The sequence below is a fragment of the Stenotrophomonas sp. GW821-FHT01H02A genome (genome assembly GCF_059422145.1).
Genome location: NZ_JBWKWI010000006.1, coordinates 76,137 through 99,984, shown reverse-complemented (window position 1 = coordinate 99,984; position 23,848 = coordinate 76,137). Strand labels below are relative to the sequence as shown.

The following is a 23,848-nucleotide window of genomic DNA, read 5'->3' as shown; positions in this document are numbered from 1 at the left end:
GCATGTCCTTCCAGATTGGGAGTGCCGGCCAGTCGGCGGCCAGACATGGAACCTGCTTGGACCGCGATTGTCCAGCGCTGTCAGCTATCTGCCCGATCATTCCCGGGATGCTGCAGTGCACGCACCGCAAGCACTTCGCGCAGTTTCGTTCTGCACTGCACAACGCCTTGCCGTCGCGCATCCGGTCGCTTACGCCCCGGCAGAATCGGGCTGCAACGCCTGCGTTGCAGCGTTTCCGCTGCGCAGGAGACCGGTGCGCCTGCAAGGAGGAACGCGTGGCGGTCGTCGATGAAAGCAGACCGGGGATGGCGTTTGTTGACAACGCTGTCAACCATGGCTCCAATCCGGGCCGTGCGCACTGGAACCCGCGCCGACACAACGCAGAACCGCCACGATCGAATTCCCTGGGGAGGGATCATCATGAAGACGTACAAGGCCGTACCCCGCAAGGCGATGCTCACCTCCGCACTTCTCGCTGTCCTGGCCGGCCCGGCCTGGGCACAGGATCCGGCGGCCCGAGAGAACACCACGACCACCCCGGAGGGGGTCGATCCCACCACGCTCGATACGGTGCAGGTCACCGGTATCCGTGGCAGCCTCACCTCGTCGATGAACCTCAAGCGCGACAGCCAGGGCGTGGTCGATGGCATCGTGGCCGAAGACATCGGCAAGTTCCCGGATACCAACCTGGCCGAGTCGCTGCAGCGCATCAGCGGCGTCTCCATCGACCGCACCGCCAGTGGCGAAGGCTCCAAGGTCACCGTGCGCGGCATCGGCCCGGACTACAACCTGGTGCTGCTCAACGGCCGGCAGATGCCCGCCTCCAACCTCGGCGCCGGCGGCGCCGGCCTGAACAGCTCGCGCTCGTTCGATTTCGCCAACCTGGCCGCCGAGTCCGTCTCGGCGGTGGAGGTCTACAAGACCGGGCGTGCCGACAACCCGGCCGGCGGCATCGGTGCGACGATCAACATCAAGACGATGCGGCCGCTGGAATCCGAACCGGTGATCAGCCTCGGACTGAAGGCGGTCAACGATTCCTCCAACGACAACCTGCCGAGCACGCTGCAGGGCTCGAAAGTCACGGGTGAACTGTCCGGCATCTTCAGCCAGACCTATGCCGATGGCCGCTTCGGCGTGGCGCTGAGCGCCAGCCACCAGGAGCGCGACTCCGGCTTCAACCAGGCCACGGTGGCCGAGGGCTGGGCGACCTTCCGCGGCAACGATACCGACGGGCGTGCCCTGCCGCTGCCGGGCCAGGCCTATGCGGACCGCATCACCAACCGTCCGGGCCCTGAGGATGTCTACGGTCGCCCGCAGAACACCGCGTACAACGTCAATGGCGTACAGCGCCAGCGCACCAACGGCCAGGCTACGTTCCAGTGGAAGCCGGCCGACAACATCACCACCACGCTGGACTACACCTATGTCGAGAACAAGGTGCAGCAGCAGCGCAGCGAGTTGTCGGTATGGTTCAACTACGGCCCCGGCGACAGCACCTGGACCAATGGCCCGATCGCGGCCCCGATCATCTACAGCGAGGACATGACCGGCTCGGACGTCTCGATGGGCGGCATGAAGCTGGCGACCAAGAACTCGATGGACTCGCTGGGCTTCAACGTCGACTGGGAGGTCAACGACGCGCTGGATCTGTCCTTCGATTTCCACAACTCCACCGCCGAATCGCAGCCCGATGGCCCCTACGGCTCGGCCGGCGTGCTCGGCGTGGCCGCCTTCGTACGCGGCACCACCACCGTGGACTACAGCGGCGACCTGCCGATCATCCACATGGACCTGCCGCCGGGCGGCGTGCAGGCCTCCGATGCGCTGGTCACCGGCTCGGTCTTCCAGAACAGCTACAACAAGTCCAAGGTCGAGCAGTACCAGGGCCGCGGTACGTTCAAATTCGCCGACTACTCGGCGCTGGACTTCGGCGTCGGCTACACCCAGGTGGAAAACCGCTCGGCCTCGGCGATCATGCAGCGCAACAGCTGGGGCGGCCTGGGCGATCCGTCGGACTACGATGACAACATCTGGTACGCCGACGACATGAGCCGCTACTTCAAGGCGTTCTCCGGCCACAACGATCCGCGCATGACCGGCCGCTTCCTGGTGTTCGATTTCGACCGCCTGCGCGCGCAGGCTGCCGGGGTCGCCACCGATGCCGAACCGGCCTGCCCGACCTGCTATGTCGCGCCCACCGAGTACTCCGAAGACATCCGCACCACGGAGAAGTCCAAGAGCGCCTACGCGCAGTACCGCACCACGTTCGACTGGTCGATGCCGCTGCACGTCGCCGCAGGCGTGCGCTACGAGCAGACCGAAGTGGAGTCGCAGGCGCTGGTCCGCCTGCCGACCGGGATCAGCTGGGGCTCGGCCAACGAGTTCAACGTGACCTACGACGCCAACGGCACCTTCGTCGGCGGCACCGGCAAGTACAACTACGTGCTGCCCAACCTGGACCTGAAGCTGGACATCAACGAGGCGCTCGCGCTGCGTGGCAGCTACAGCCGCAGCATCGGCCGGCCCGGCTGGACCCAGATCCAGAGCGGCTCGCGGGTGGACGACATCGTGCGCACCCAAGGCGGCACCGGCTCGCGCGGCAACCCGGGACTGGAGCCGCTGGTGTCGGACAACTTCGATCTGTCGCTGGAGTGGTATTACGGTGAATCCAGCTACGCCTCGGTCGGCTTCTTCCGCAAGAACATCAAGAACTTCATCAGCAACACCATCGTGCGCGAGAACACCGGCACCCTGCACACGCCGGTCGGTGGCGCGTACTGGAACGAGGCATTGGGGTCCGGCTGCGGCGCGACCGACATGCCGTGCATCCGCGATTACATCTTCACCAACCATGCCGGCGACCCGGGCGTGACCTACACCGGGCGCAATTCGGCCGGGCAGATGACCGGCACGATCGTCGGCCAGCCGGGCGATCCGGTCGCCGGGTTCGACACCACCGTGCCGGCCAACCAGCGCTCCGACCATCTGGACGGTTGGGAACTGGCGGTGCAGCACCTGTTCGGCCAATCCGGCTTCGGCCTGGCGGCCAACTACACCAAGGTCAAGTCCGGCCTGACCTTCGACAACTACAGCCTCGGCGACCAGTACCCGATGATCGGCTTGAGCGACTCGGCGAACCTCGTGGCCTTCTATGAGAAGAATGCCTGGCAGGTGCGTGCGGCCTACAACTGGCGCGACAAGTTCCTCAACGGCATCGGTGGCCAGGGCCCCAACCCGAACTACACCGAGGCCTACGGCCAGCTCGATCTCAACATCAGCTACGCGGTCAGCGACCAGCTGACGTTGAGCCTGGAGGCGATCAACCTGACCGACGAGACCATGCGCACCTACGCGCGCCATTCCAACATGCTGCGCTACGCCACCCAGACCGGCCCGCGTTACATGTTCGGCGTGCGCTACAAGTTCTGAGTCGGGGTTCCCGACCTGCAGCACCGGAAGGCCGCGCTCATCCCGCGGCCTTTCGCTTCCCTCACCCGCGCGCTACCGTGGGCGCCACCCGCCCCTGCCTACAGGATGCCGATGTCCGCCATGCCCGGCCCGATCGAGGAAGTGCGTGATCCGGATCCGGCGCAGCTGCATACGCAGTTGCCCGGCTGGACCACGCCGAAGGTGATCCGCGGGCTGGTCGCCGGGTGGCCACTGGTCACCGCCGCGGTGCAGTCCGCGCAGGCGGCGGTCGCTCATCTCAAACAGTTCGATCACGGCACGATGCCGGTCACCGCCACCACGGCGCCGCCGGAGGCCAAGGGACGGGTGTTCTACAACGCGGACATGAGCGGCTTCAATTTCCGCCGCGAGCAGATCCCGCTGAAGGTCGTGCTCGACACCCTGCTCAAGTACGCCCCGGCGCCGGCACCGCCGTCGATCTACGTGGCGTCGACCACACTGGACAGCTTCCTGCCCGGCTTCCGCCAGGCCAATGCACTGGACCTGGGCGTGGCCGATCCGCTGGCGAGCATCTGGATCGGCAACCGCTCGCGCATCGCCGCCCATCAGGACGTGCCGGACAACCTCGCCTGCGTGGCCGCCGGCCGCCGCCGTGTCACGCTGTTCCCGCCATCGCAGGTCGGCAATCTGTACATCGGGCCACTGGACTTCACGCCGGCCGGGCAGGCGGTCAGCCTGGTCGACTTCGCGGCACCGGACCTGGCGCGCTTTCCGCGCTTCGGCGAGGCGCTGGCACACGCGCAGGTGGCCGAGCTGGGGCCGGGCGATGCGGTGTTCATCCCGTCGCTGTGGTGGCACCACATGGAAGGGCTGGAGGCGTTCAACGTGCTGGTCAACTACTGGTGGCGGCCGGTGCCGGCGTGGATGGACGCGCCGATGAACGCACTGATGCTCTCATTGCTGGCCATCCGTGATCTGCCACCGGTACAGCGCGCGCACTGGCAGGCGCTGTTCCAGCACTACGTCTTCGACGCCGACGAACATACCGCCGCCCATGTTCCCGAGGCATTGCGCGGGGTGCTCGGCCCGCTCGACCAGGCCGGCGCCGATCACCTGCGCGGGGTGCTGCGCAAGCGCCTGGAGCGCTGAACCAGCTCCCTTTCACCCACGCGGGGAGGTAATCCGCAATAATCGCCGCCCAAGAGTTGTTGACCGCCCGGGGGCGGGGTCGTCGGGGGACGGGCGCGGGACGCGCACCGGTTCGACGCCATGTCGTGCGCTCCTGACTGCTTCGCTGCTGCCGTTCCATCCGCGAGTTCCGGTTGGTGCTGCACCCTGCTGCCCGTGAACCGCATGCGCTCGTTGCCCGCCCGCCTCAACCTCGGCACGTTGATCCTTGCCCTGGCCCTGCTCAGCGCGATCATCGCCCTGGCCAACACCTTGCATGCCAGCTACCGCGTGCAGCGCGAACAGCTGATCGGCAACACGCTGGAAGCCAACCGCGTCTATGCCAGCAAGCTCGCCGAGTCGACCCAGAACTTCGTCCTGTCCGCCCAGCAGCAGGTCGCCTACAGCGCGACCCTGCTTGGCCAGCGTCGGCACGACCGCCAGGCGCTGGAGGCCGAGGCTGCGCGCCTGCAGCTGCAGACGAACAGCTTCAATTCGGTATTGATCGTCGATGCCGGCGGTACGGTGCTGGCCACCTCACCGCAGAGCCTGGCGCTGCAGGGCGTCCTGCTCAGGAGTGCCGGCAACCGCGACGCCCTGGCCCGCCGCGTGCCATTCATCAGCGATCCGTACCAGTCGGCCACCGGCCGGCTGCTGGTGGCGATCTCGCATCCGATCTTCTCCACGCAGGGCGAGTACCAGGGCTACGTCAGCGGTACCATCTACCTGCGCCAGCGCAGCATCCTGCAGTCGCTGCTCGGCAAGCACTACTACCGCGATGGATCCTATCTGTACGTGGTCGACCGCAACGGCCGCATCCTGTACCACATCGAGCAGGACCGGGTCGGGCAGTTCGCGCGGGAGAACCCGGCCGTCCAGGCCGTCACCCAGGGCCATTCCGGCGCCCAGCAGGTGCGCAACAGCCACGGCGTGCAGATGCTGGCCGGGTATGCACCGGTGCCGAGCGTCGGCTGGGGCGTGGTGGCCCAGCGCCCGACCACGGCCACCCTGGCATCGCTGTCGCAACTGATGTCGTCGGTGATCTGGAATGCGATCCCGCTGGGCATCCTGTCGCTGCTGATCACCTGGTGGTTCGCGCGGCGCATCTCGCTGCCGCTGTGGCAGCTGGCGCGCAACGTGCAGAACCGCGATACCGGCATCGCCATCCGCCACGTCACCGGCATCCGCGCCTGGTATTACGAGGTGGCCCAGCTCAAGACCGCCCTGCTGTACAGCTTCAACCTGCTGCAGGACCGCATCGGCAAGCTCAACCGCGCCAGCATGACCGACCCGCTCACCGGGCTGCAGAACCGGCGCGGCCTGCAGCAGGGGCTGGAGGACTGGCAGGCACGCGGCCAGCCGTTCGGCATCATCGCGCTGGACATCGACCGTTTCAAAACCATCAACGACCGCTTCGGCCACGCGGTCGGCGATGCCGTGATCCTGCGCATCGCGCAGCTCATGCGCGATGACGCGCGCGATACCGACCTGCTCTGCCGCAATGGGGGTGAAGAGTTCCTGATCCTGCTGCCAGGCATCGATGTCACCCACGCCGCTCTGGTTGCCGAGCGCCTGCGCGTGCAGGTTGCCGCCGAAGTGTTCGAGCAGGTTGGCACGGTCACCGTGTCGCTGGGCGTGGCCCACTACCCGACCTACCATGACGATCCACAGCAGGCGCTGCGGCTGGCCGACAAGGCGCTGTACATGGCCAAGGAACAGGGCCGCAACCGCACCGTGATGTATCCGCAACCCGACAGCCCAAGCATCGGTTGAGACAAGGACCGCGGACGCAGCACGCCCGCGGTCCCGGGCAGCTCAGCCGCCGAGCGGCGTCAGCAGCGTGGGGCCCTTCCTGGGGGCATCCGCCATGAAGACTCCGTCGGTCGGCAGCAGATCGGCATTGGCATCGGCGCTCATCGCTTTGTCGCTGCGCCATGGCGCCTGCTGGCGCGGGCCAGGAATGTAGGCATCCCAACGGCCGTAGCGCTCTACCTCGTTACCGAAGGAGAAGCGCACCGGCACACGCACGGTCCAGCTCGCGTCATCCTTGCTGTCGCCACTGCTCGGTACCTTGAAGGTCCATTTGCGCGCGGCGCCCATCGATACCCGTGCCAGTTTGTCGCGCATCCTGCGCATGTTCGCCTCGTTGGCGATCACGCGCAGGTTGACCTGCTCGGCAGCCACATCCAGCACCTTGCCATCGCGCCCGACCTGCACCAGCAGCAGCACGTCGCCGCGTCCACCCGCGTTGTAGACATCCTCGGGATACGCCGGGGGCGACATCTTCAACCGGGTGACGCTGTCCGTCGCCGTCTGGTCGTACTGCTCGAAGTTGGCCGCCAGCAGCGTGACCAGGCTGCTGCCATCGGGGCGGTTCTTCGCCCCCAACCGCAGGCTCACCGGCGTACGTGCCCTGACCGCGTGACCATCCACCAGCACCGGCGCGAAACGCCATGTCTGCACCGCGCCCTCGACGAATCGCACGAGGGTCTCGTCGACCTGCCCACGCTTGTCGAGGCGGAACGTTTCCACGCTGCCATCGGTTCCGATGTCGATCTCGCCGGTGAGCACCATGCTGGCCTCTGCCTGCTCGCGCACCTCGCGTTTGGTCTGCGCGCCCGCCTCGGAGGGCAACGCCACACCGACCCCGCTGAACGCCAGCGCCACTGCCAGAATCCGGGAATACCCCATCGCACCTCTCCTTGTGGATGCCTCACAGCCTAGCGCAGCCGCGACCACGCCGCCAATCAGGCCAGCCGCAGCACCCCGGCATAGGGCGGCGTGTCCGGGAAATCACCGGCGACGAAGCCGGCCTGCAACCGCTGCCACCACGCCGGATCGAACAGATGGCCGAAGTGCTCGCGCACCGCCGCCAGCTCGGGCGCCGGCAGCCCCATGAACATCCAGAACCGCTCGGGAAACACATCCTGCGGGCCGATCTGGAACCACGGCTCATCGGCCAGCGCTTCTTGTTCGTTGCGCGGGGTTGGCCAGCTGCGGAAGGTGCACTCGGTGACCAGGCATAGTTCATCGTAGTCATAGAAGACCGCACGCCCGTGCCGTGACACGCCGAAATTCTTCGGCAGCATGTCACCGGGAAAGATGTTGTTGCGCGCCATGTCGGTGATCGCCTGCGCGTAGTCGAGTGCGGCGATGCGGCGGGCCTCGGCGGTCTGCTCCCGCAGGTAGAGATTGAGTGGACGGAATCGCCGCTGCACGTAGCACAGCGCGATCACCAGCTCATCGCCTTCCTCGTGCACGCTGCCGGCGCACTGGGTGAGCAGTTCCTCGCGCAGCGCAGCGGAGAAGCGCGCTTTCGGGAAACGCAGGTGCCGATAGGGCTGCGCGTCAAGCAACCGGCCAACCCGGTCGAGATTGAACACCAACGCATACTTTTCTTCGACCTGGTGCCGGGTCAGGGTCTTGGGCCAGGCGAAACGGTCCCGGATCAGCTTGAACACCAATGGATAGCTGGGCAGGGTGAACACCGCCATGACCATGCCGGGCGTGCCATCGGCGTGCACCAGCTGCTCGCCGGGCTGGTCCTGGAAGTGACGGAAGAACGTGCGATAGCGCTCGGTCTTGCCCTGCTTGGCGCGGCCGAGCACGGTGTAGATCTCATCCACCGGCTTGCCCGGCAGCAGGCTGCGCAGGAACACCACCGCATCGCCTACCGTGGCCAGGTCCGCCTGGAAATAGCTGCGTGAGACACCGAACAGATGCGCGACATCGCGGCGTCGGCTCAGCACGGCATCGACGCGCAGGCCGCGCTCGTCATGGACCAGTGCGATCACGCAGGGCGAGAAGCGATGCTCGCCGAACACGCGCCCCACCAGATAGGCGCGGCGCTCACGATAGAACACCGTATCGAGCAGTTCGATGCTGCGCACCGGGTAATCCCCCCAATGTGCCAGATCGTCCTGCAGGCGCACGGCGACCGCCGCGGCGCAGCGCAGCTGGTGTGCATACGGCACATCGAACCGATAGTCGCCGAGCACGCGCATGAACGCGTCCGCCGGGCGCGTGGGAGAGAGCGTGTAGCTGTGTCGCGCGACCGGATGGGTAATGGCATCGGACGGCTCAACATCCATCGCCATGAACTCGATCGCCCCGTCCACGCCGCGGGTGGCGAACAGCCGACGTGCCAGCGTGTTGTAGAAGGTCTTGTACAGTTCGGCGTCGATCAATCCGGCCAGCAGTGCGGCGTAGGCCGGGCGTATGCGCAGCCACAGCGCGCGCTCACCGATGTCCGCGCCCGCTGCGCGGCGCAGGGCATCGACGGTCCCGGCGATGCACAGGTCGTACAGCCCGATGCGCTCCACGGCATCCTGCCGGGCCCCGGCCCAGTCCCTCTTTTCGAAACGCTGCCGCGCGCGCCGGCTGATCGCCGCGAAGCGCGCATGGTAGTCCTCGAAGCCATCGCGGATCAGCCGCGCCAGCGCATCCGCTGCCGTGTTCATGCGACACCCCGGACAGCGCAGTGAGAGAACCGGCAGGAACAGCGAGCGCGCATGCATCCACTTCCAGGGAACCTGTTGCCACCATACGGCAGCGACAGGGCGCTTGCCCAGCGGGCGCCCATGAACAAACCCGCGCCGGAGCGCGGGTTCTTCATCGATCACCGCAGGTGCGGGACCGCTGCCTTACAGCGCAGCCAGCGCGCTGTTGAAGGTGCTGCTGGGGCGCATCGCGGCGCTGGCCTTGGCCACGTCCGGGCGGTAGTAGCCACCGATATCGACCGACTTGCCCTGCACCGCCGCCAACTCGCCGACGATGGTCTGCTCGTTGTCGGCCAATGCCTTGGCCAGCGGCGCGAAACGGGCCTTCAGCGCGGCATCGTCATCCTGCGCGGCCAGGGCCTGGGCCCAGTACAGCGCGATGTAGAAGTGGCTGCCGCGGTTGTCGATACCACCGAGCTTGCGCGACGGCGACTTGTCGTTGTCCAGGAACTGGCCGTTGGCCTGGTCCAGGGTCTTGGCCAGCACGGTGGCACCGGCGTTGTCGTAACGGTTGCCCAGATGCTCCAGCGAGGCGGCCAGGGCCAGGAACTCACCCAGCGAATCCCAACGCAGGTAATCCTCTTCCACGAACTGCTGCACGTGCTTGGGTGCCGAACCACCGGCACCGGTCTCGAACAGGCCACCACCGGCCATCAGCGGCACGATGGAGAGCATCTTGGCGCTGGTGCCCAGCTCCATGATCGGGAACAGATCGGTCAGGTAATCGCGCAGCACGTTGCCGGTCACCGAGATGGTGTCCTCACCCTTGCGGATGCGGTCCAGCGAGAAGGCGGTCGCCTCCACGGGCGCCAGGATGCGGATGTCCAGGCCGCTGGTGTCGTGGTCCTTCAGATAGGTCTCGACCTTGGCGATCACCTGCGCGTCGTGCGCACGGTTGGCGTCCAGCCAGAACACCGCCGGGGTGCTGCTCAGGCGGGCGCGGTTGACGGCCAGCTTCACCCAGTCCTGGATCGGCGCATCCTTGGTCTGGCACATGCGCCAGATATCGCCGGTCTGCACGGCGTGCTCGAACACCACCTTGCCGGCGTCGTCGGTGACGCGCACGGTGCCGTCGGCCGGGATCTGGAAGGTCTTGTCGTGCGAGCCGTATTCCTCAGCCTTCTGCGCCATCAGGCCGACGTTGGGCACCGAGCCCATGGTGGCCGGGTCGAAGGCACCGTGGGTGCGGCAATCGTCGATCACGGCCTGATACACGCCAGCGTAGCAACGGTCCGGAATGACGGCCTTGGTGTCCTGCAGTTTGCCGTCGGCATTCCACATGCCACCGGAGTCACGGATCATCGCCGGCATCGAGGCATCGACGATCACGTCGCTCGGCACGTGCAGGTTGGTGATGCCCTTGTCCGAATTGACCATGGCCAGGCCCGGGCGCTTGCCGTACTCGGCGGCCAGGTCGGCCTTGATCGCCTCCTGGGTGGCTTCGGGCAGCTGCGGCAGGCGCGCGAACAGATCGCCGATGCCGTTGTTCGGATCGAAACCGGCCTGCTTGAGCACGTCGGCGTGCTTGGCCAGCACATCCTTGTAGAACTCTTGGACCACCACGCCGAACATGATCGGGTCGGAGACCTTCATCATGGTGGCCTTCAGGTGCAGCGAGAACAGCACGCCCTTGGCCTTGGCATCGGCGATCTGCGCCTGCACGAAGCTGGCCAGCGCATTGCGGCTCATCACCGCGGCATCGACGATCTCGCCGGCCTTGACCGCGGTCTTTTCCTTGAGCACGACGCTGCTGCCATCGGCCTTGAACAATTCGATCTTCAGGCTGCCCGCGTTGGCCAGCGTGGCCGACTTTTCGCTGCCGTAGAAATCACCGCCGTCCATGTGCGCAACGTGCGACTTGGATTCCTTGGACCACTTGCCCATGCGGTGCGGGTGCTTGCGGGCGTAGTTCTTCACCGACAGCGGTGCGCGGCGATCGGAGTTGCCTTCGCGCAGCACCGGGTTCACCGCGCTGCCCTTGACCTTGTCGTAGCGCGCCTTGATGTCGCGCGAGACGTCGTCGGTCGGCACGTCCGGGTAATTCGGCAGTGCGAAGCCCTGGTCCTGCAGTTCCTTGATCGCGGCCTTCAGCTGCGGCACCGAGGCGCTGATGTTGGGCAGCTTGATGATGTTCGCGTCCGGGGTGGTCGCCAGCTGGCCCAGCTCGGCCAGGTGATCGGCTTCTTTCTGGTCATCTTTCAGGTAATCCGGGAACAGCGCCAGGATCCGGCCGGACAGCGAGATATCGCGGGTTTCCACGGCGATGCCGGCGGTGGCGGTGTAGGCCTCGACGATCGGCAGCAGCGACTGCGTGGCCAGGAACGGGGCTTCATCGGTGAGCGTGTAGAGAATCTTGGGCGTGTTCGACATGGGGGATCAGGGCTCTCTTGCAGATCTCGTGAATGATGGCCGACGGCAATGTCGGGCCGCGTGCAACCGTGTCGCGCGCAGGGCCTCGCAGAGCGTGGCCCGCACTTTCCCCGGGGACCGCGCCAACCAACGGCGCGCACGGCGGGAAACCCCTGCATTGTCGCGTTTTCAGCCCCCCGGAGCAAAGCCGTCCCATACGCAAACGTACTGGAACGCTGTGGTCTGGCAGACGCCCATAAAAAAGACGCAGCCTCGCGGCTGCGTCCATCGTGAGCCTGTTGCCGGGAGAGAGTCGGCGTATCGGCTTACTTGACTTCAAACTCCTGCGGCGATCCAGCCGCCTTACCATCTACCGTGACTTCCGCGCGGTACTTGCCCGCCGGCCAGCCATTGGCATTCTTGAAGGAAATATTGGTGGTCTCGGCACCGGTGGTATTGACCACCTGGTTCTGCTCGCCGGCGACCTGGCCGTTCTGGAAGGTCAGCTTGGCCGCGACGTTGGCGTTGTTGGCGCTGTCGTCGGTGCGGATCGAGACGATGATGTCGTCCTTCGGCGCGAACAACGCGGCCGAGGTAACGGTCTTGTCCGCCGCAGCGGTCTTGCCGACGCTGACCGTCGAAACGGTCACACCCGTCGCAGCGGTCATCGGCTGCGGCGCGGCTTCGGTCATCGGAGCCGGAGCGGCAGGCGCGGTCGCCGCCGGCTGCGCATTGTTATCGGCGGTGTCTTCTTTCTTCTTGCAGCCCGCCAGGGCCACGGTGGCCAGAAGCGCGGCGAGAACGGCAGTACTGATGGACGACTTCTTCATGGAGGTTGCTCCCTGTGTGATGGTGGGCAGTGCAGTGGATCAGGCTTTGGGCGGCAGTTTCAGGGTCTGGCCGGGCTGGATCTTGTCCGGGTCGTCCAGCACGTCGCGGTTGGCCTCGAAGATGCGCTTCCACGCATTGGCATCGCCCAGTTCCTGCTTGGCGATCTTCGAGAGCGAATCGCCCTTCTGCACCGTGTAGGTGCCTCCGACCTTCTCCGCGGTGGTATCCACCGAGGCGGTCACACCCGAGAAATCGACCTGATCGACTTTCTGCGCGGTGGTATCAACGCTGGCGCTGACACCGGAAAAGTCGACTTTCTTATCGGTACTCATCCATACACTCCCGTCTTGATTGACGACATGGGAGGCACGGTGTCACAGCCCTTGTTAATGGGGCATGGCGTGGATGTGAAGACGCGCGGAACGCCTACTGGCGCAGGTCGCGGACGGTCCTTGCCGGGGCGGCGATGCCCGGGCTGGCCCGCCACGGGTTGATGTCCAGCCCGCCACGGCGGGTGTAACGCGCCTCCACTTCCAGCCACTGCGGCTGGCAGCGCTGGGTGATCTCGCTGAAGATCCGCTCCACGCACTGCTCGTGGAACTCGGCGTGTTCGCGGTAGCTGATCAGATACCTGAGCAGACCGTCGCGGTCGATCTTCGGGCCGCGGTAACGCACGCTGACGCTGGCCCAGTCCGGCTGGCCGGTGACCGGGCAGTTGGACTTGAGCAGGGCCGAACTCAAGGTCTCGGTGACCACGTCATCGGGGTCGGCGAACAGGAATTCCGGGGCCGGCGGGCCGTAGCGCTCGATGGCCACATCGCGCTCGTCCAGCGATTCACCCTCGGCGTCTTCCACCAGCGGCGGCACCCCGAACACCACCGTCACCACCGCCCCGGCACAGGCCGACAGATCGCGAGTGATGCACAGGCGCGCGGCCGCGTCATCGTCGAAGCGCGTGCTGTTGAGCGAGTTGAGGTACAGCTTGAACGACTTGGATTCGATCAGGTTCGGCGAGGTGCACGGCACGCTGACCGTGGCCACCGCCACGCGCGGCTTGCCGCGCCCGTCCAGCCAGCTCAGCTCATAGGCCTGCCAGCGGTCGTGGCCGACGAACGGCAGCGCCGCCTCGTCCAGCCCGATCTCCTCGCGGGCGGCGCGGCGCGGAATGGGGAAGAGCAGGCCGGGATCGTACTGCGACGGGTAAGCCACCTCGCGACCGAGGCTGGAGTCCTGGGGGGTATTCATGCCGCCATTTTACGCCGGTGGCGTGGCGGACGGGCCCCGGCCCACGGCCGGAGCCCGCCAGGGTGCGCTCAGCCTTCGGCCGCTGCCGGCGTGCCGTTCAGGTAGTCCAGGCTGACCTGCAGCAACGCGCGCAGGCCCACGTCCAGCGCCTTCTCATCGAGCAGGAACTTGGGCGAGTGGTTGGCCGGGGCCGTGGCCGGATCGATCCCTTCGCCGGTCGAGCCCACGAAGAAGAACATGCCCGGCACCTGCTGGGCATACAGCGAGAAGTCCTCGGCGCCCATCTGCAGCGGCGGCTCATAGACATTGCCCTCGCCCACCACGGCCTGCAGGCTCGGCAGCATCCGCGCGGTCAGGGCTGGATCGTTGACCGTGGCCGGGTTGCCCTCGGATTCGTAAATCTCGGTTTCCGCCTTGGCCCCGTGCGCGGCGGCGGTGTGCTCGGCCACGTTGCGCAGGTCGGCGAAGATCTGCTGGCGCATGCCCTCGTCGAAGGTGCGGATGGTGCCGACCATCTCCACTTCATCGGGAATGATGTTGTAGCGGATGCCGCCCTTGATCGCGCCGAAGGTCACCACCGCCGGCTGCTTGGACAGGTTGGCGCGGCGGCTGACGATGGTCTGCGCGGTGCCGACCAGGTCGGCGGTGGCCACGATCGGGTCGACCCCGTTCCACGGCGCCGAGCCATGGGTCTGGCGGCCGATCACCTTGATCCCGAACCGGTCCGAGGCGGCCATCAGCGGGCCGCCACGGACCGCGATCTGGCCGGCCGGTACGCTGGAGAACACATGCAGGCCGAACACCGCCTCGGGCTTGAAGTCCTTGAACAGGCCTTCCTTGAGCATCAGCGCCGCACCACCCTCTTCCGGGGGCGGCGCGCCCTCTTCGGCCGGCTGGAAGATCAGCATCACTTCACCGGGCAGGTTGGCGCGCATCTTCACCAGTGCGTCGGCCACGCCGAGCAGGGTGGCAGTGTGGGCATCATGGCCGCAGGCATGCATCACGCCGACGGTCTCGCCGCGGTAGGTGCTGGTGGCCTTGGAGGCGAACGGCAGGCCGGTCTGTTCGGTTACCGGCAACGCGTCCATGTCGGCGCGCAGGGCGATCCGCGGGCCCGGATTGCCGCCCTTGATGATCGCCACCACGCCGTGGTGGGCGATGCCGGTCTGCGGCTTCAGGCCCATCGCGCGCAGGCGCTCGGCGACTTTGGCCGAGGTGCGTTCCTCGCGGTTGGACAGTTCCGGGTGCTGGTGGAAATCGCGGCGCCAGTCGATGACCTGGGCCTTGAGGCGGGTCGCGGCGGCCGCCACTTCCGGGCGTTCGGCGGGGGCGGCGGTGGCCAGGCCGGGGGCGGCCAGCAGCAGGGCGGACATCAGCAGCGACAGACGGGGCATTGCAGGTCTCCACGGGGCAGGACAACGGACGAACCTGAATGTAGGGCATCCGGAACCGTCGCGCTGTAACTTTCTGCCCCGGCAAACGTTCATGGATGGAACCTCACCCGTCACATCCGGTCTGATCGCCCGTCCCATCCGTCATGCATGAAAGGCCACGGGCGACGAGTATGCTTTGCGCCTAGCCAACCGGGCCCCCCGCCCTCCGCCAGCCCCCTCAGGAGTTATTGAATGTCGCGTTTCTGGAAGATCGTGCTGCTGGTGGTCGCAGTGCTGGTGGTTGCCGTTGTCGGGATGCGCCTGATCGGCGGCAAAAAGGGAGACGCGGCGGGTCCGGCAGCCGAAGGGCGCCAGGGCGGTGATCCAGCCAATGCGGGTCCGGTGCCGGTCACGGTGATCGAGGCGGTCCGGCAGGACGTGCCGGTCTATGCCAGCGCGCTGGGCACGGTCGCGGCCATGAATACCGTCACCGTGAGCCCGCAGGTAGGCGGCCAGCTGATCAGCCTGAACTTCAAGGAAGGCCAGGAAGTGAAGAAGGGTGACCTGCTCGCCCAGATCGATCCGCGCACGCTGCAGGCCAGTTACGATGAGGCTGCGGCGGCCAAGCGCCAGAACCAGGCCCAGCTCGCCACCGCCCGCTCCAACTACCAGCGCTCGAACTCGGCCGAGTACCGCCAGTACGTGGCCAAGACCGACCTGGATACCCAGCGCAACCAGGTCGCCCAGTTTGAAAGCGCCGTGGCCGCTAACGAAGCCAGCATGCGTGCCGCGCAGGTGCAGCTGCAGTACACCCGCGTGACCGCGCCGATCTCGGGCATCGCCGGTATCCGTGCGGTCGATGCCGGCAACATTGTCAGTGCGGGTACCGCGCTGGTGACGCTGACCCAGATCCATCCGATCCACGTGGTGTTCAACCTGCCCGAGCGCCAGCTGCCGGCCGTGCGCCAGGCCCAGGCGGCCGGTGCGGTGGATATCGCCGCGCTGGACCGCAACGACGCGCACGTGCTCACCGATGGCGGCAAGCTCGACGTGGTCGACAACCAGATCAGCAGCGACAGCGGCACCTTCCGCGCCCGCGCCCTGTTCGACAACGAAGACAATTCGCTGTGGCCGGGCCAGTTCGTCAATGTCCGCATGCAGCTGCGCACCATCGCCGGCGGCGTGGTGATCCCGACCCAGGCCGTGATGCGCGGCCCGGATGGCGAGTACGTCTATATCGTCAAGCCGGACAGCACCGTGGCCATGCAGACGGTCAAGAGCGGCGTGGAAGTCGGCGACAGCCAGGTGCAGATCACCGAGGGCCTGAAGGGCGGCGAGCGGGTCGTGAGTGAGGGCCAGTTCCGGCTCAAGCCGGGCGCCAAGGTCACCGCGCTCAAGCCGGGCGAAACGCCGGCCGCGCCGACCGAAGCCGAGCTCAAGGCCGCCCAGCAGCAGGGTGGCGGTGGGCGCCGCGGCGGCGGTCCGCGCTGATCGCGCCCGCCCCACGTTCCTGACGCCGGCGCACCTGCCGGCGTTCGCCTGATCCAACGCAGCACGACGCACCAGCAAGGACCCGCCCGTGGGCTTTTCGACGATTTTCATCCGCCGCCCGATCGCCACTTCGCTGCTGATGGCGGGCCTGCTGCTGCTCGGCATCCTCGGCTACCGCCAGCTGCCGGTGTCGGCGCTGCCCGAGATCGATGCGCCCAGCCTGGTGGTGACCACCCAGTACCCGGGGGCCAACGCAGTCACCATGGCCTCGCTGGTGACCACGCCGCTGGAGCGCCAGTTCGGACAGATCTCCGGGCTGGAGATCATGACCTCCGATTCGTCGGCGGGGCTGTCCACGATCATCCTGCAGTTCTCGATGGACCGCGATATCGACATCGCCGCGCAGGACGTGCAGGCCGCGATCCGCCAGGCCACCCTGCCCTCCTCGCTGCCCTACCAGCCGGTCTACAACCGGGTAAACCCGGCCGACGCCGCGATCGTCACCCTCAAGCTCACCTCGGACACGCGCCCGCTGCGCGACGTCAACAACTACGCCGACTCCATCCTCGCCCAGCGCCTGTCGCAGGTGCAGGGCGTGGGACTGGTCTCCATCGCCGGCAACGTGCGCCCCGCCGTGCGCATCCAGGTCAATCCGGCGCAGCTGTCCAACATGGGCCTGACCCTGGAAGAGCTGCGCAGCGCGCTGACCCAGGCCAACGTCAACGCGCCCAAGGGCTCGCTCAACGGCAAGACCCAGTCCTACTCGATCGGCACCAACGACCAGCTGACCAGCGCCGCCGAGTACCGCGACACCATCATCAGCTACAAGAACGGCCGCCCGGTGCGCCTGTCGGATGTCGCCAACGTGGTCGATGGCGTGGAGAACGACCAGCTTGCCGCGTGGGCCGATGGCAAGCCGGCGGTGCTGCTGGAAGTGCGCCGCCAGCCCGGTGCCAACATCGTGCAGACCGTCGAGCGCATCCGTGCGCTGCTGCCGCAGCTGCAGAGCGTGCTGCCGGCCGACGTGCACCTGGAGATCTTCAACGACCGGACCGAGACCATCCGCGCCTCGGTGCACGAAGTGCAGTTCACCCTGATCCTGACCATCGGCCTGGTGGTCGCGGTGATCTTCGTGTTCCTGCGCCGCCTGTGGGCGACCATCATTCCCTCGGTGGCGGTGCCGCTGTCGCTGGCCGGCACCTTCGGGGTGATGGCGTTCGCGGGCATGTCGCTGGACAACCTCTCGCTGATGGCGCTGGTGGTGGCCACCGGCTTCGTGGTCGACGATGCGATCGTGATGATCGAGAACATCGTGCGCTACATCGAACAGGGCAAGAGTGGCCCGGAAGCGGCCGAGATAGGTGCGCAGCAGATCGGCTTCACCGTGCTTTCGCTGACCATCTCGCTGGTGGCGGTGTTCCTGCCGCTGCTGCTGATGCCCGGTGTCACCGGCCGCCTGTTCCATGAGTTCGCCTGGGTGCTGAGCATCGCGGTGACGCTGTCGATGCTGATCTCGCTGACGCTCACCCCGATGATGTGCGCCTACCTGCTCAAGCCCGACGCGCTGCCCGAAGGCGAAGACGCCCATGAGCGCGCCGCCGCCGCCGGCAAGACCACCGTGTGGTCGCGTACCGTCAGCCTGTACGAGCGCAGCCTGGACTGGGTGCTGGAACACCAGCCGCTGACCCTGGCGGTCGCCGCCGGTGCGCTGGTGCTGACCGTGGTGCTGTACATCGTGATCCCCAAGGGCCTGCTGCCCGAACAGGACACCGGGCTGATCACCGGCGTGGTGCAAGCCGACCAGAACATCGCCTTCCCGCAGATGGAGCAGCGCACCAAGGCCGTGGCCGAAGCACTGCGCAGCGACCCGGCGGTGACCGGTGTCTCGGCCTTCATCGGCGCCGGCACCATGAACCCCACACTCAACCAGGGCCAGTTGTCGATCGTGCTCAAGGAGCGCGGCGACCGCGACGGGCTGGATGAGATCCTGCCGCGCCTGCAGAAGGCCGTGGCCGGCATTCCCGGGGTGGCGCTGTACCTCAAGCCGGTGCAGGACGTCACCCTGGATACCCGCGTGGCGGCGACCGAGTACCAGTACTCGCTGTCGGACGTGGACAGCGCGCAGGTCGCGCTGCAGGCCACCCGCCTGACCGAAGCGCTGCGCCAGCGCCCGGAGCTGGCCGACGTGGACAACAACCTGTCCAACCAGGGCCGTGCGCTCGAGCTGACCATCGACCGCGACAAGGCCAGCGTGCTCGGCGTGCCGATGCAGACCATCGACGACACCCTGTACGACGCCTTCGGCCAGCGCCAGATCTCCACCATCTTCACCGAGCTCAACCAGTACCGCGTGGTGCTGGAAGTGGCGCCGGAGTTCCGCACCAGCACCGCGCTGATGAACCAGCTGGCGGTGGCCTCCAACGGTGCCGGCGCGCTGACCGGCAGCAACGCCACCAACTTCGGCCAGGTCACCTCGTCCAACTCGTCCACCGCTACCGGCATCGGTGCCCAGAACACGGGAATTCCGGTGGGTGCCGGCAACATCATCCCGCTGGCCGCGCTGGCCGAGGGCAAGGTCACCAGCACCCCGCTGGTGGTCAGCCACCAGCAGCAGCTGCCGGCGGTCACGGTGTCGTTCAACATCGCGCCGGGCTACTCGCTGTCCGATGCGGTCAAGGCGATCGAGGAAACCAAGGCCGGGCTGGACATGCCCTCGCAGGTGCACGCGCAGTTCATCGGCAAGGCCGCCGAGTTCACCGGCAGCCAGACCGACGTGGTATGGCTGCTGCTGGCCTCGCTGGTGCTGATCTACATCGTGCTGGGCGTGCTGTATGAGAGCTACATCCACCCCTTCACCATCATCTCGACCCTGCCGCCGGCCGGCGTCGGCGCACTGCTCGCGTTGATGGTGTGCGGGCTGCCGCTGTCGGTGGACGGCATCGTCGGCATCGTGCTGCTGATCGGCATCGTCAAGAAGAACGGCATCATGATGGTCGACTTCGCGATCGAGGCACGCCGCACCGGTGCCAACGCGCATGAGGCGATCCGCCGCGCCTGCCTGCTGCGCTTCCGGCCGATCATGATGACCACCGCCGCGGCCATGCTCGGCGCGTTGCCGCTGGCGCTGGGCACCGGCATCGGGTCGGAGCTGCGCCGCCCACTGGGCATCGCCATCGTCGGCGGCCTGCTGCTGTCGCAGCTGGTCACGCTGTACACCACGCCGGTGATCTATCTGTACATGGAGCGCTTCTCCGAGCGCCTGCGCCAACGCCGCGAACAGCGCGCGCTGCGTCACGGGCATGCCCCGGTGCAGGAGCCGCAGGCGTGATGATGCGCAACGCAGACCGCTGCAGGGGCGCTCGATGAACATCTCCGGCCCGTTCATCCGCCGTCCGATCGGCACCGCCCTGCTGGCCATCGGCCTGTTCGTGGTAGGCGTGATCTGCTACCTGCAGCTGGGCGTCTCGGCGCTGCCGAACATCCAGATCCCGGTGATCTTCGTGCATGCCAACCAGGCCGGCGCGGACGCCACCACGATGGCATCCACGGTGACCGCACCGCTGGAGCGACACCTCGGCCAACTGCCGGGCATCGACCGCATGCGCTCGTCCAGTTCGGAAGGCAGCTCGCTGGTCTTCATGATCTTCCAGAGCGACCGCGACATCGATTCGGCCGCGCTGGACGTGCAGACCGCGATCAACTCGGCCCAGTCCGACCTGCCCGCCGGGCTGGGCACGCCGATGTTCCAGAAGGCGAACCCGAACGACGACCCGGTCATCGCGATCGCACTGACGTCGGAAACGCAGTCGGCCGATGACCTCTACAACGTGGCCGACTCGCTGCTGGCCCAGCGCCTGCGCCAGATCACCGGGGTGTCCTCGGTGGATATCGCCGGTGCCTCCACGCCGGCGGTGCGGGTGGACGTCAACCTGCGCCTGATGAACGCCCTCGGCCTGACCGCCGATGACCTGCGCAACGCCGTGCGCGCGGCCAACGTGACCTCGCCGACCGGTTTCCTCACCGATGGCAACACCACCACCGCGATCATCGCCAACGACTCGGTGGCGCGCGCCGCCGATTTCGCCAACCTGGTGATCAAGACCGCCGACGATGGCCGGGTGATCCGCCTGCAGGACATCGCCAACGTCTACGACGGGCAGCAGGACGCGTACCAGGCCGCCTGGTTCAACCACAAACCGGCCGTGGTGATGTATGTGTTCACCCGCGCCGGGGCCAACATCGTGGAAACCGTGGACCGGGTGAAGGCGCAGATCCCGATGCTGCGCGATTACCTGCAGCCGGGCACCACGCTGACCCCGTATTTCGACCGCACCCCGACCATCCGCTCCTCGCTGCATGAAGTGCAGATCACCCTGCTGATCGCCCTGGCGATGGTGGTGTTGACCATGGCGCTGTTCCTGCGCCGGCTGGCCCCGACCCTGATCGCCGCGGTGACCGTGCCGTTGTCGCTGGCCGGCGCGGCGCTGGTGATGTACGTGCTGGGCTTCACCCTCAACAACCTGAGCCTGCTGGCGCTGGTGATCGCGATCGGCTTCGTGGTCGACGATGCGATCGTGGTGATCGAGAACATCATGCGCCACCTCGACGAGGGCATGACGCGCATGCAGGCCGCCCTCACCGGTGCGCGCGAGATCGGCTTCACCATCGTCTCGATCACCGCTTCGCTGGTGGCGGTGTTCATCCCGCTGCTGTTCGCCAAGGGCATGATGGGCGCGTTCTTCCGCGAGTTCACCGTCACCCTGGTCGCGGCCATCGTGGTCTCGATGATCATCTCGCTGACCCTGACCCCGGCGCTGTGCAGCCGTTTCCTGAGCGCGCATGCCGATGCCGGTGCGCCAAGCCGCTTCGGCCGCCTGCTCGATGCCGGCCACGACCGCATGCTGCGGATCTACGTGAAGCTGCTGGACTTCTCGCTGCGCCACGCGCTGCTGCTGTCGCTGACCCCGCTGCTGCTGATCGGCGCGACGGTGTTCCTGTTCAGTGCGGTGAAGAAGGGCGCGTTCCCGCCCCAGGACACCGGCCTGATCTGGGGCCGCGCCAACTCCAGCGCCACGGTCTCCTTCGAAGACATGGTCAACCGCCAGCGGCGCATCACCGACATGCTGATGGCCGACCCGGCAGTGAAGACCGTGGGCGTGCGCCTGGGCAGTGGCCGCCAGGGCTCCAGCGCGCAGTTCAACGTTGAACTGAAGTCGCGCAAGGACGGCCGCCGCGAAACCACCGCGCAGGCCTTGGCCCGCCTCAGCGCGAAGGCCGACCGCTATCCTGACCTGCAGCTGCGCCTGCGCGCCATCCAGGATCTGCCCAGCAACGATGGCGGTGGCGCCAGCCAGGGCGCGCAGTACCGCGTCTCGCTGCAGGGCAACGACCTGGCCCAGCTGCAGGAGTGGCTGCCCAAGCTGCAGGCCGCGCTGAAGAAGAACCCGAAGCTGGCCGACGTCGGCACCGACGTGGACGCTGCCGGCCTGCGCCAGTACATCGTGATCGACCGCGCCAAGGCCGCACGCCTGGGCGTATCGGTCGGTGCCATCGATGGCGCGCTGTACGGCGCCTTCGGCCAGCGCCAGATCTCCACCATCTACTCGGACATCAACCAGTACAGCGTGGTGGTCAACGCCCTGCCGGAGCAGACCGCGACACCGGGCGCGCTGGACCAGATCTACGTGCGCGCCGGCAATGGCGAGATGGTGCCGATCACCGCGGTGGCCGAACAGGTACCGGGGCTGGCACCGTCGCAGATCACCCATGAGAACCAGTACACCACGATGGACCTGAGCTACAACCTCGCTCCCGGCACCAGCATGGGCGAGGCCAAGGCCATCATCGACAGCACCGTCAACGGCATGCGCATGCCGGGCGACATCCGCCTGGCCGACGACGCCGGGTTCGGCTTCGATTCGGATCCGATGGCGATGCTGATCCTGGTGATGGCGGCGATCATCACCGTCTACCTGGTGCTGGGCATGCTGTATGAAAGCCTGATCCACCCGGTCACCATCCTCTCCACGCTGCCGGCAGCCGGTGTGGGTGCGCTGCTGGCGTTGTACGGCACCAACACCGAACTGTCGGTGATCTCGATGATCGCGCTGGTGCTGCTGATCGGCATCGTCAAGAAGAACGCGATCATGATGATCGACTTCGCGGTGGTGGCGCAGCGCGAGCATGGCAAGACACCGCTGGAAGCCGCACGCGAAGCCAGCATCGTGCGCTTCCGCCCGATCATGATGACCAGCATGGTGGCGATCCTGGCCGCGGTACCGCTGGCCATCGGCCTGGGCGAAGGTTCCGAGCTGCGTCGCCCGCTGGGCATCGCGATGATCGGCGGCCTGCTGTTTTCGCAGAGCCTGACCCTGCTCAGCACGCCCGCGCTGTACGTGATCTTCTCGCGCCTGCGCGAACGCTGGGTGGCCCGCCGGGCCCGCCGCAGAGAGCGACGGGCCCTGAAGCGCGCAGCGCGCGCGTGATGATCACTGTGCCGGTGGCCCGTCCAACGGCGCATCGAACTCGTCCCAGAGCGTAGGTTCGGCAAGATTCACGTAGGCGTCGGGGTAGCCCAGCCTGCCACCGATGACGACGCCGATCTGCCGGTACCCGCCATCATCGTTGCGCTGCAGGAGCGGGCCGCCACTGTCACCGGGGCCGCCGCCTGCGTTCGGGGACCACGCGCACAGCCGGGGAAAATCGGTTCCGCCGGCGCGCCAGTGCGGCGTGTCGCATTGCTCCGGATCGATGACCTCCAGCACGGCCCAGCGAAGGTATTCGGACAGCGCCTCCTGTTCGGTATAGCCCCAGCCGGCGAGCGTCGCCCGTGAGCCGGGCACCGGCAGCACGCCGGGTATCGGCAGTGAGACGACAGCCACCTCCGGGATTTCACGGTCCAGTATCAATACGGCCAGATCACGCCGGGAGTGGATCACCGGCTGATAGTCGGCCTGGCCCACGACCCGTTCGGCGGGGTCGGCGCGATCGACGCGTCCGAACACGAGGCGCGACTCCAGTCCCTCGTAGGGCTCGCCAGTCCGTGGATCGATGATGCAGTGCGCCGCGGTCATCACGACGTCCGCACGGATCAGGGTCGCACCACAGTGGTGCGACCATGCCGCCTCGCCCTCCTGGCGCCCTTCGATTTCGACCAGGAAGGGCAACTCCCCCGGTGCAACGGGAGTTCCTCCCACGACGTTGGGCACCGCAGAGGCGGCGGCGACGCTGGCGGGAAGAACGGCGGACACAACCGCCATCGTGGCGAGTACGCGGGCAGGCAAGGTCATCACATGGCTCCAGCTGGGAAGGTACGGACCACGCTAAATCACGCTGCGGCGAACGCTGAGCGCATTGCGACAGATGACGTCGCTTCCGCAGATTTATTTTTCTTTCGCTGCAGGATTACTGAGAGAGACCGGCTCTGGTGACGAGCCGGCGCCGCTGGCCGGGACGGAGAATGCGTGATGGCCGTCTTCGATCCAG

14 protein-coding genes are annotated in these 23,848 nt (G+C 66.9%); 6 read left to right on the top strand and 8 right to left on the bottom strand.

Annotated elements, in window-relative coordinates:
* Window positions 1-420 precede the first annotated feature (420 nt).
* From AC07WC_RS10940 to AC07WC_RS10930, 3 genes are all read left to right on the top strand, one after another.
* Window positions 421-3,429 (top strand): TonB-dependent receptor, encoded by a 3,009-nt coding sequence (locus AC07WC_RS10940; protein ID WP_495210016.1) that lies wholly within the window; start codon window positions 421-423, stop codon window positions 3,427-3,429.
* A 111-nt stretch (window positions 3,430-3,540) separates the two neighbouring features.
* Entirely contained in the window at window positions 3,541-4,557 is a 1,017-nt protein-coding gene (locus AC07WC_RS10935) for a cupin-like domain-containing protein (RefSeq protein WP_495210015.1), read from the top strand.
* Window positions 4,558-4,761: 204 nt separating this feature from the next.
* Complete coding sequence (locus AC07WC_RS10930) at window positions 4,762-6,348, top strand: sensor domain-containing diguanylate cyclase (RefSeq protein ID WP_495210014.1); 1,587 nt, start codon at window positions 4,762-4,764, stop codon at window positions 6,346-6,348.
* 42 nt (window positions 6,349-6,390) lie between these two features.
* On the opposite strand, the gene AC07WC_RS10925 is transcribed toward AC07WC_RS10930, so the two are convergent.
* The 7 genes from AC07WC_RS10925 to AC07WC_RS10895 all read right to left on the bottom strand — a co-directional run bounded on the left by AC07WC_RS10925 (window position 6,391) and on the right by AC07WC_RS10895 (window position 14,893).
* The gene (locus AC07WC_RS10925) at window positions 6,391-7,266 is read right to left on the bottom strand and encodes an energy transducer TonB (protein ID WP_495210013.1); all 876 of its coding nucleotides are present in this window, start codon (window positions 7,264-7,266) and stop codon (window positions 6,391-6,393) included.
* Window positions 7,267-7,322: 56 nt separating this feature from the next.
* The gene (aceK, locus tag AC07WC_RS10920; RefSeq protein WP_495210012.1) at window positions 7,323-9,035 is read right to left on the bottom strand and encodes a bifunctional isocitrate dehydrogenase kinase/phosphatase; all 1,713 of its coding nucleotides are present in this window, start codon (window positions 9,033-9,035) and stop codon (window positions 7,323-7,325) included.
* A gap of 183 nt (window positions 9,036-9,218) precedes the next feature.
* Entirely contained in the window at window positions 9,219-11,444 is a 2,226-nt protein-coding gene (locus AC07WC_RS10915; RefSeq protein WP_495210011.1) for an NADP-dependent isocitrate dehydrogenase, read from the bottom strand.
* Window positions 11,445-11,749: 305 nt separating this feature from the next.
* Complete coding sequence (locus tag AC07WC_RS10910; RefSeq protein ID WP_495210010.1) at window positions 11,750-12,253, bottom strand: hypothetical protein; 504 nt, start codon at window positions 12,251-12,253, stop codon at window positions 11,750-11,752.
* A gap of 39 nt (window positions 12,254-12,292) precedes the next feature.
* Window positions 12,293-12,586 carry a LysM peptidoglycan-binding domain-containing protein gene (locus AC07WC_RS10905; protein WP_070426094.1) on the bottom strand — a complete coding sequence of 98 codons (294 nt, stop codon included), beginning with the start codon at window positions 12,584-12,586 and terminating at the stop codon, window positions 12,293-12,295.
* A gap of 94 nt (window positions 12,587-12,680) precedes the next feature.
* Window positions 12,681-13,499, bottom strand: a complete 819-nt coding sequence (gene queF, locus AC07WC_RS10900) for an NADPH-dependent 7-cyano-7-deazaguanine reductase QueF (protein ID WP_495210009.1) — start codon at window positions 13,497-13,499, stop codon at window positions 12,681-12,683.
* 68 nt (window positions 13,500-13,567) lie between these two features.
* Window positions 13,568-14,893, bottom strand: coding sequence for a M20 family metallopeptidase (locus tag AC07WC_RS10895; RefSeq protein ID WP_495210008.1), 1,326 nt, complete (start codon window positions 14,891-14,893; stop codon window positions 13,568-13,570).
* Window positions 14,894-15,124: 231 nt separating this feature from the next.
* Between AC07WC_RS10895 and AC07WC_RS10890 the strand changes: the two genes are divergently transcribed.
* The 3 genes from AC07WC_RS10890 to AC07WC_RS10880 all read left to right on the top strand — a co-directional run bounded on the left by AC07WC_RS10890 (window position 15,125) and on the right by AC07WC_RS10880 (window position 22,848).
* A complete protein-coding gene (locus AC07WC_RS10890) occupies window positions 15,125-16,363 on the top strand; it encodes an efflux RND transporter periplasmic adaptor subunit (RefSeq protein ID WP_495210007.1) in 1,239 nt (412 codons plus the stop codon).
* A gap of 88 nt (window positions 16,364-16,451) precedes the next feature.
* Window positions 16,452-19,691, top strand: coding sequence for an efflux RND transporter permease subunit (locus AC07WC_RS10885; RefSeq protein ID WP_495210006.1), 3,240 nt, complete (start codon window positions 16,452-16,454; stop codon window positions 19,689-19,691).
* Window positions 19,692-19,725: 34 nt separating this feature from the next.
* Window positions 19,726-22,848 (top strand): efflux RND transporter permease subunit, encoded by a 3,123-nt coding sequence (locus AC07WC_RS10880; protein ID WP_495210005.1) that lies wholly within the window; start codon window positions 19,726-19,728, stop codon window positions 22,846-22,848.
* Between the two features lie 3 nt (window positions 22,849-22,851).
* On the opposite strand, the gene AC07WC_RS10875 is transcribed toward AC07WC_RS10880, so the two are convergent.
* Window positions 22,852-23,652, bottom strand: a complete 801-nt coding sequence (locus tag AC07WC_RS10875; protein WP_495210004.1) for a S1 family peptidase — start codon at window positions 23,650-23,652, stop codon at window positions 22,852-22,854.
* Window positions 23,653-23,848: the final 196 nt, after the last annotated feature.

Excerpts from the sequence above, each read along its gene's own strand:
- AC07WC_RS10880 (WP_495210005.1), top strand. The coding sequence starts at position 19,726 with ATGAACATCTCCGGCCCGTTCATCCGCCGTCCGATCGGCACCGCCCTG.
- queF (WP_495210009.1), bottom strand. The coding sequence starts at position 13,499 with ATGAATACCCCCCAGGACTCCAGCCTCGGTCGCGAGGTGGCTTACCCG.
- AC07WC_RS10915 (WP_495210011.1), bottom strand. The coding sequence starts at position 11,444 with ATGTCGAACACGCCCAAGATTCTCTACACGCTCACCGATGAAGCCCCG.
- AC07WC_RS10910 (WP_495210010.1), bottom strand. The coding sequence starts at position 12,253 with ATGAAGAAGTCGTCCATCAGTACTGCCGTTCTCGCCGCGCTTCTGGCC.
- AC07WC_RS10940 (WP_495210016.1), top strand. The coding sequence starts at position 421 with ATGAAGACGTACAAGGCCGTACCCCGCAAGGCGATGCTCACCTCCGCA.
- aceK (WP_495210012.1), bottom strand. The coding sequence starts at position 9,035 with ATGAACACGGCAGCGGATGCGCTGGCGCGGCTGATCCGCGATGGCTTC.
- AC07WC_RS10895 (WP_495210008.1), bottom strand. The coding sequence starts at position 14,893 with ATGCCCCGTCTGTCGCTGCTGATGTCCGCCCTGCTGCTGGCCGCCCCC.
- AC07WC_RS10890 (WP_495210007.1), top strand. The coding sequence starts at position 15,125 with ATGTCGCGTTTCTGGAAGATCGTGCTGCTGGTGGTCGCAGTGCTGGTG.
- AC07WC_RS10905 (WP_070426094.1), bottom strand. The coding sequence starts at position 12,586 with ATGAGTACCGATAAGAAAGTCGACTTTTCCGGTGTCAGCGCCAGCGTT.
- AC07WC_RS10935 (WP_495210015.1), top strand. The coding sequence starts at position 3,541 with ATGTCCGCCATGCCCGGCCCGATCGAGGAAGTGCGTGATCCGGATCCG.
- AC07WC_RS10875 (WP_495210004.1), bottom strand. The coding sequence starts at position 23,652 with ATGACCTTGCCTGCCCGCGTACTCGCCACGATGGCGGTTGTGTCCGCC.
- AC07WC_RS10930 (WP_495210014.1), top strand. The coding sequence starts at position 4,762 with ATGCGCTCGTTGCCCGCCCGCCTCAACCTCGGCACGTTGATCCTTGCC.
- AC07WC_RS10925 (WP_495210013.1), bottom strand. The coding sequence starts at position 7,266 with ATGGGGTATTCCCGGATTCTGGCAGTGGCGCTGGCGTTCAGCGGGGTC.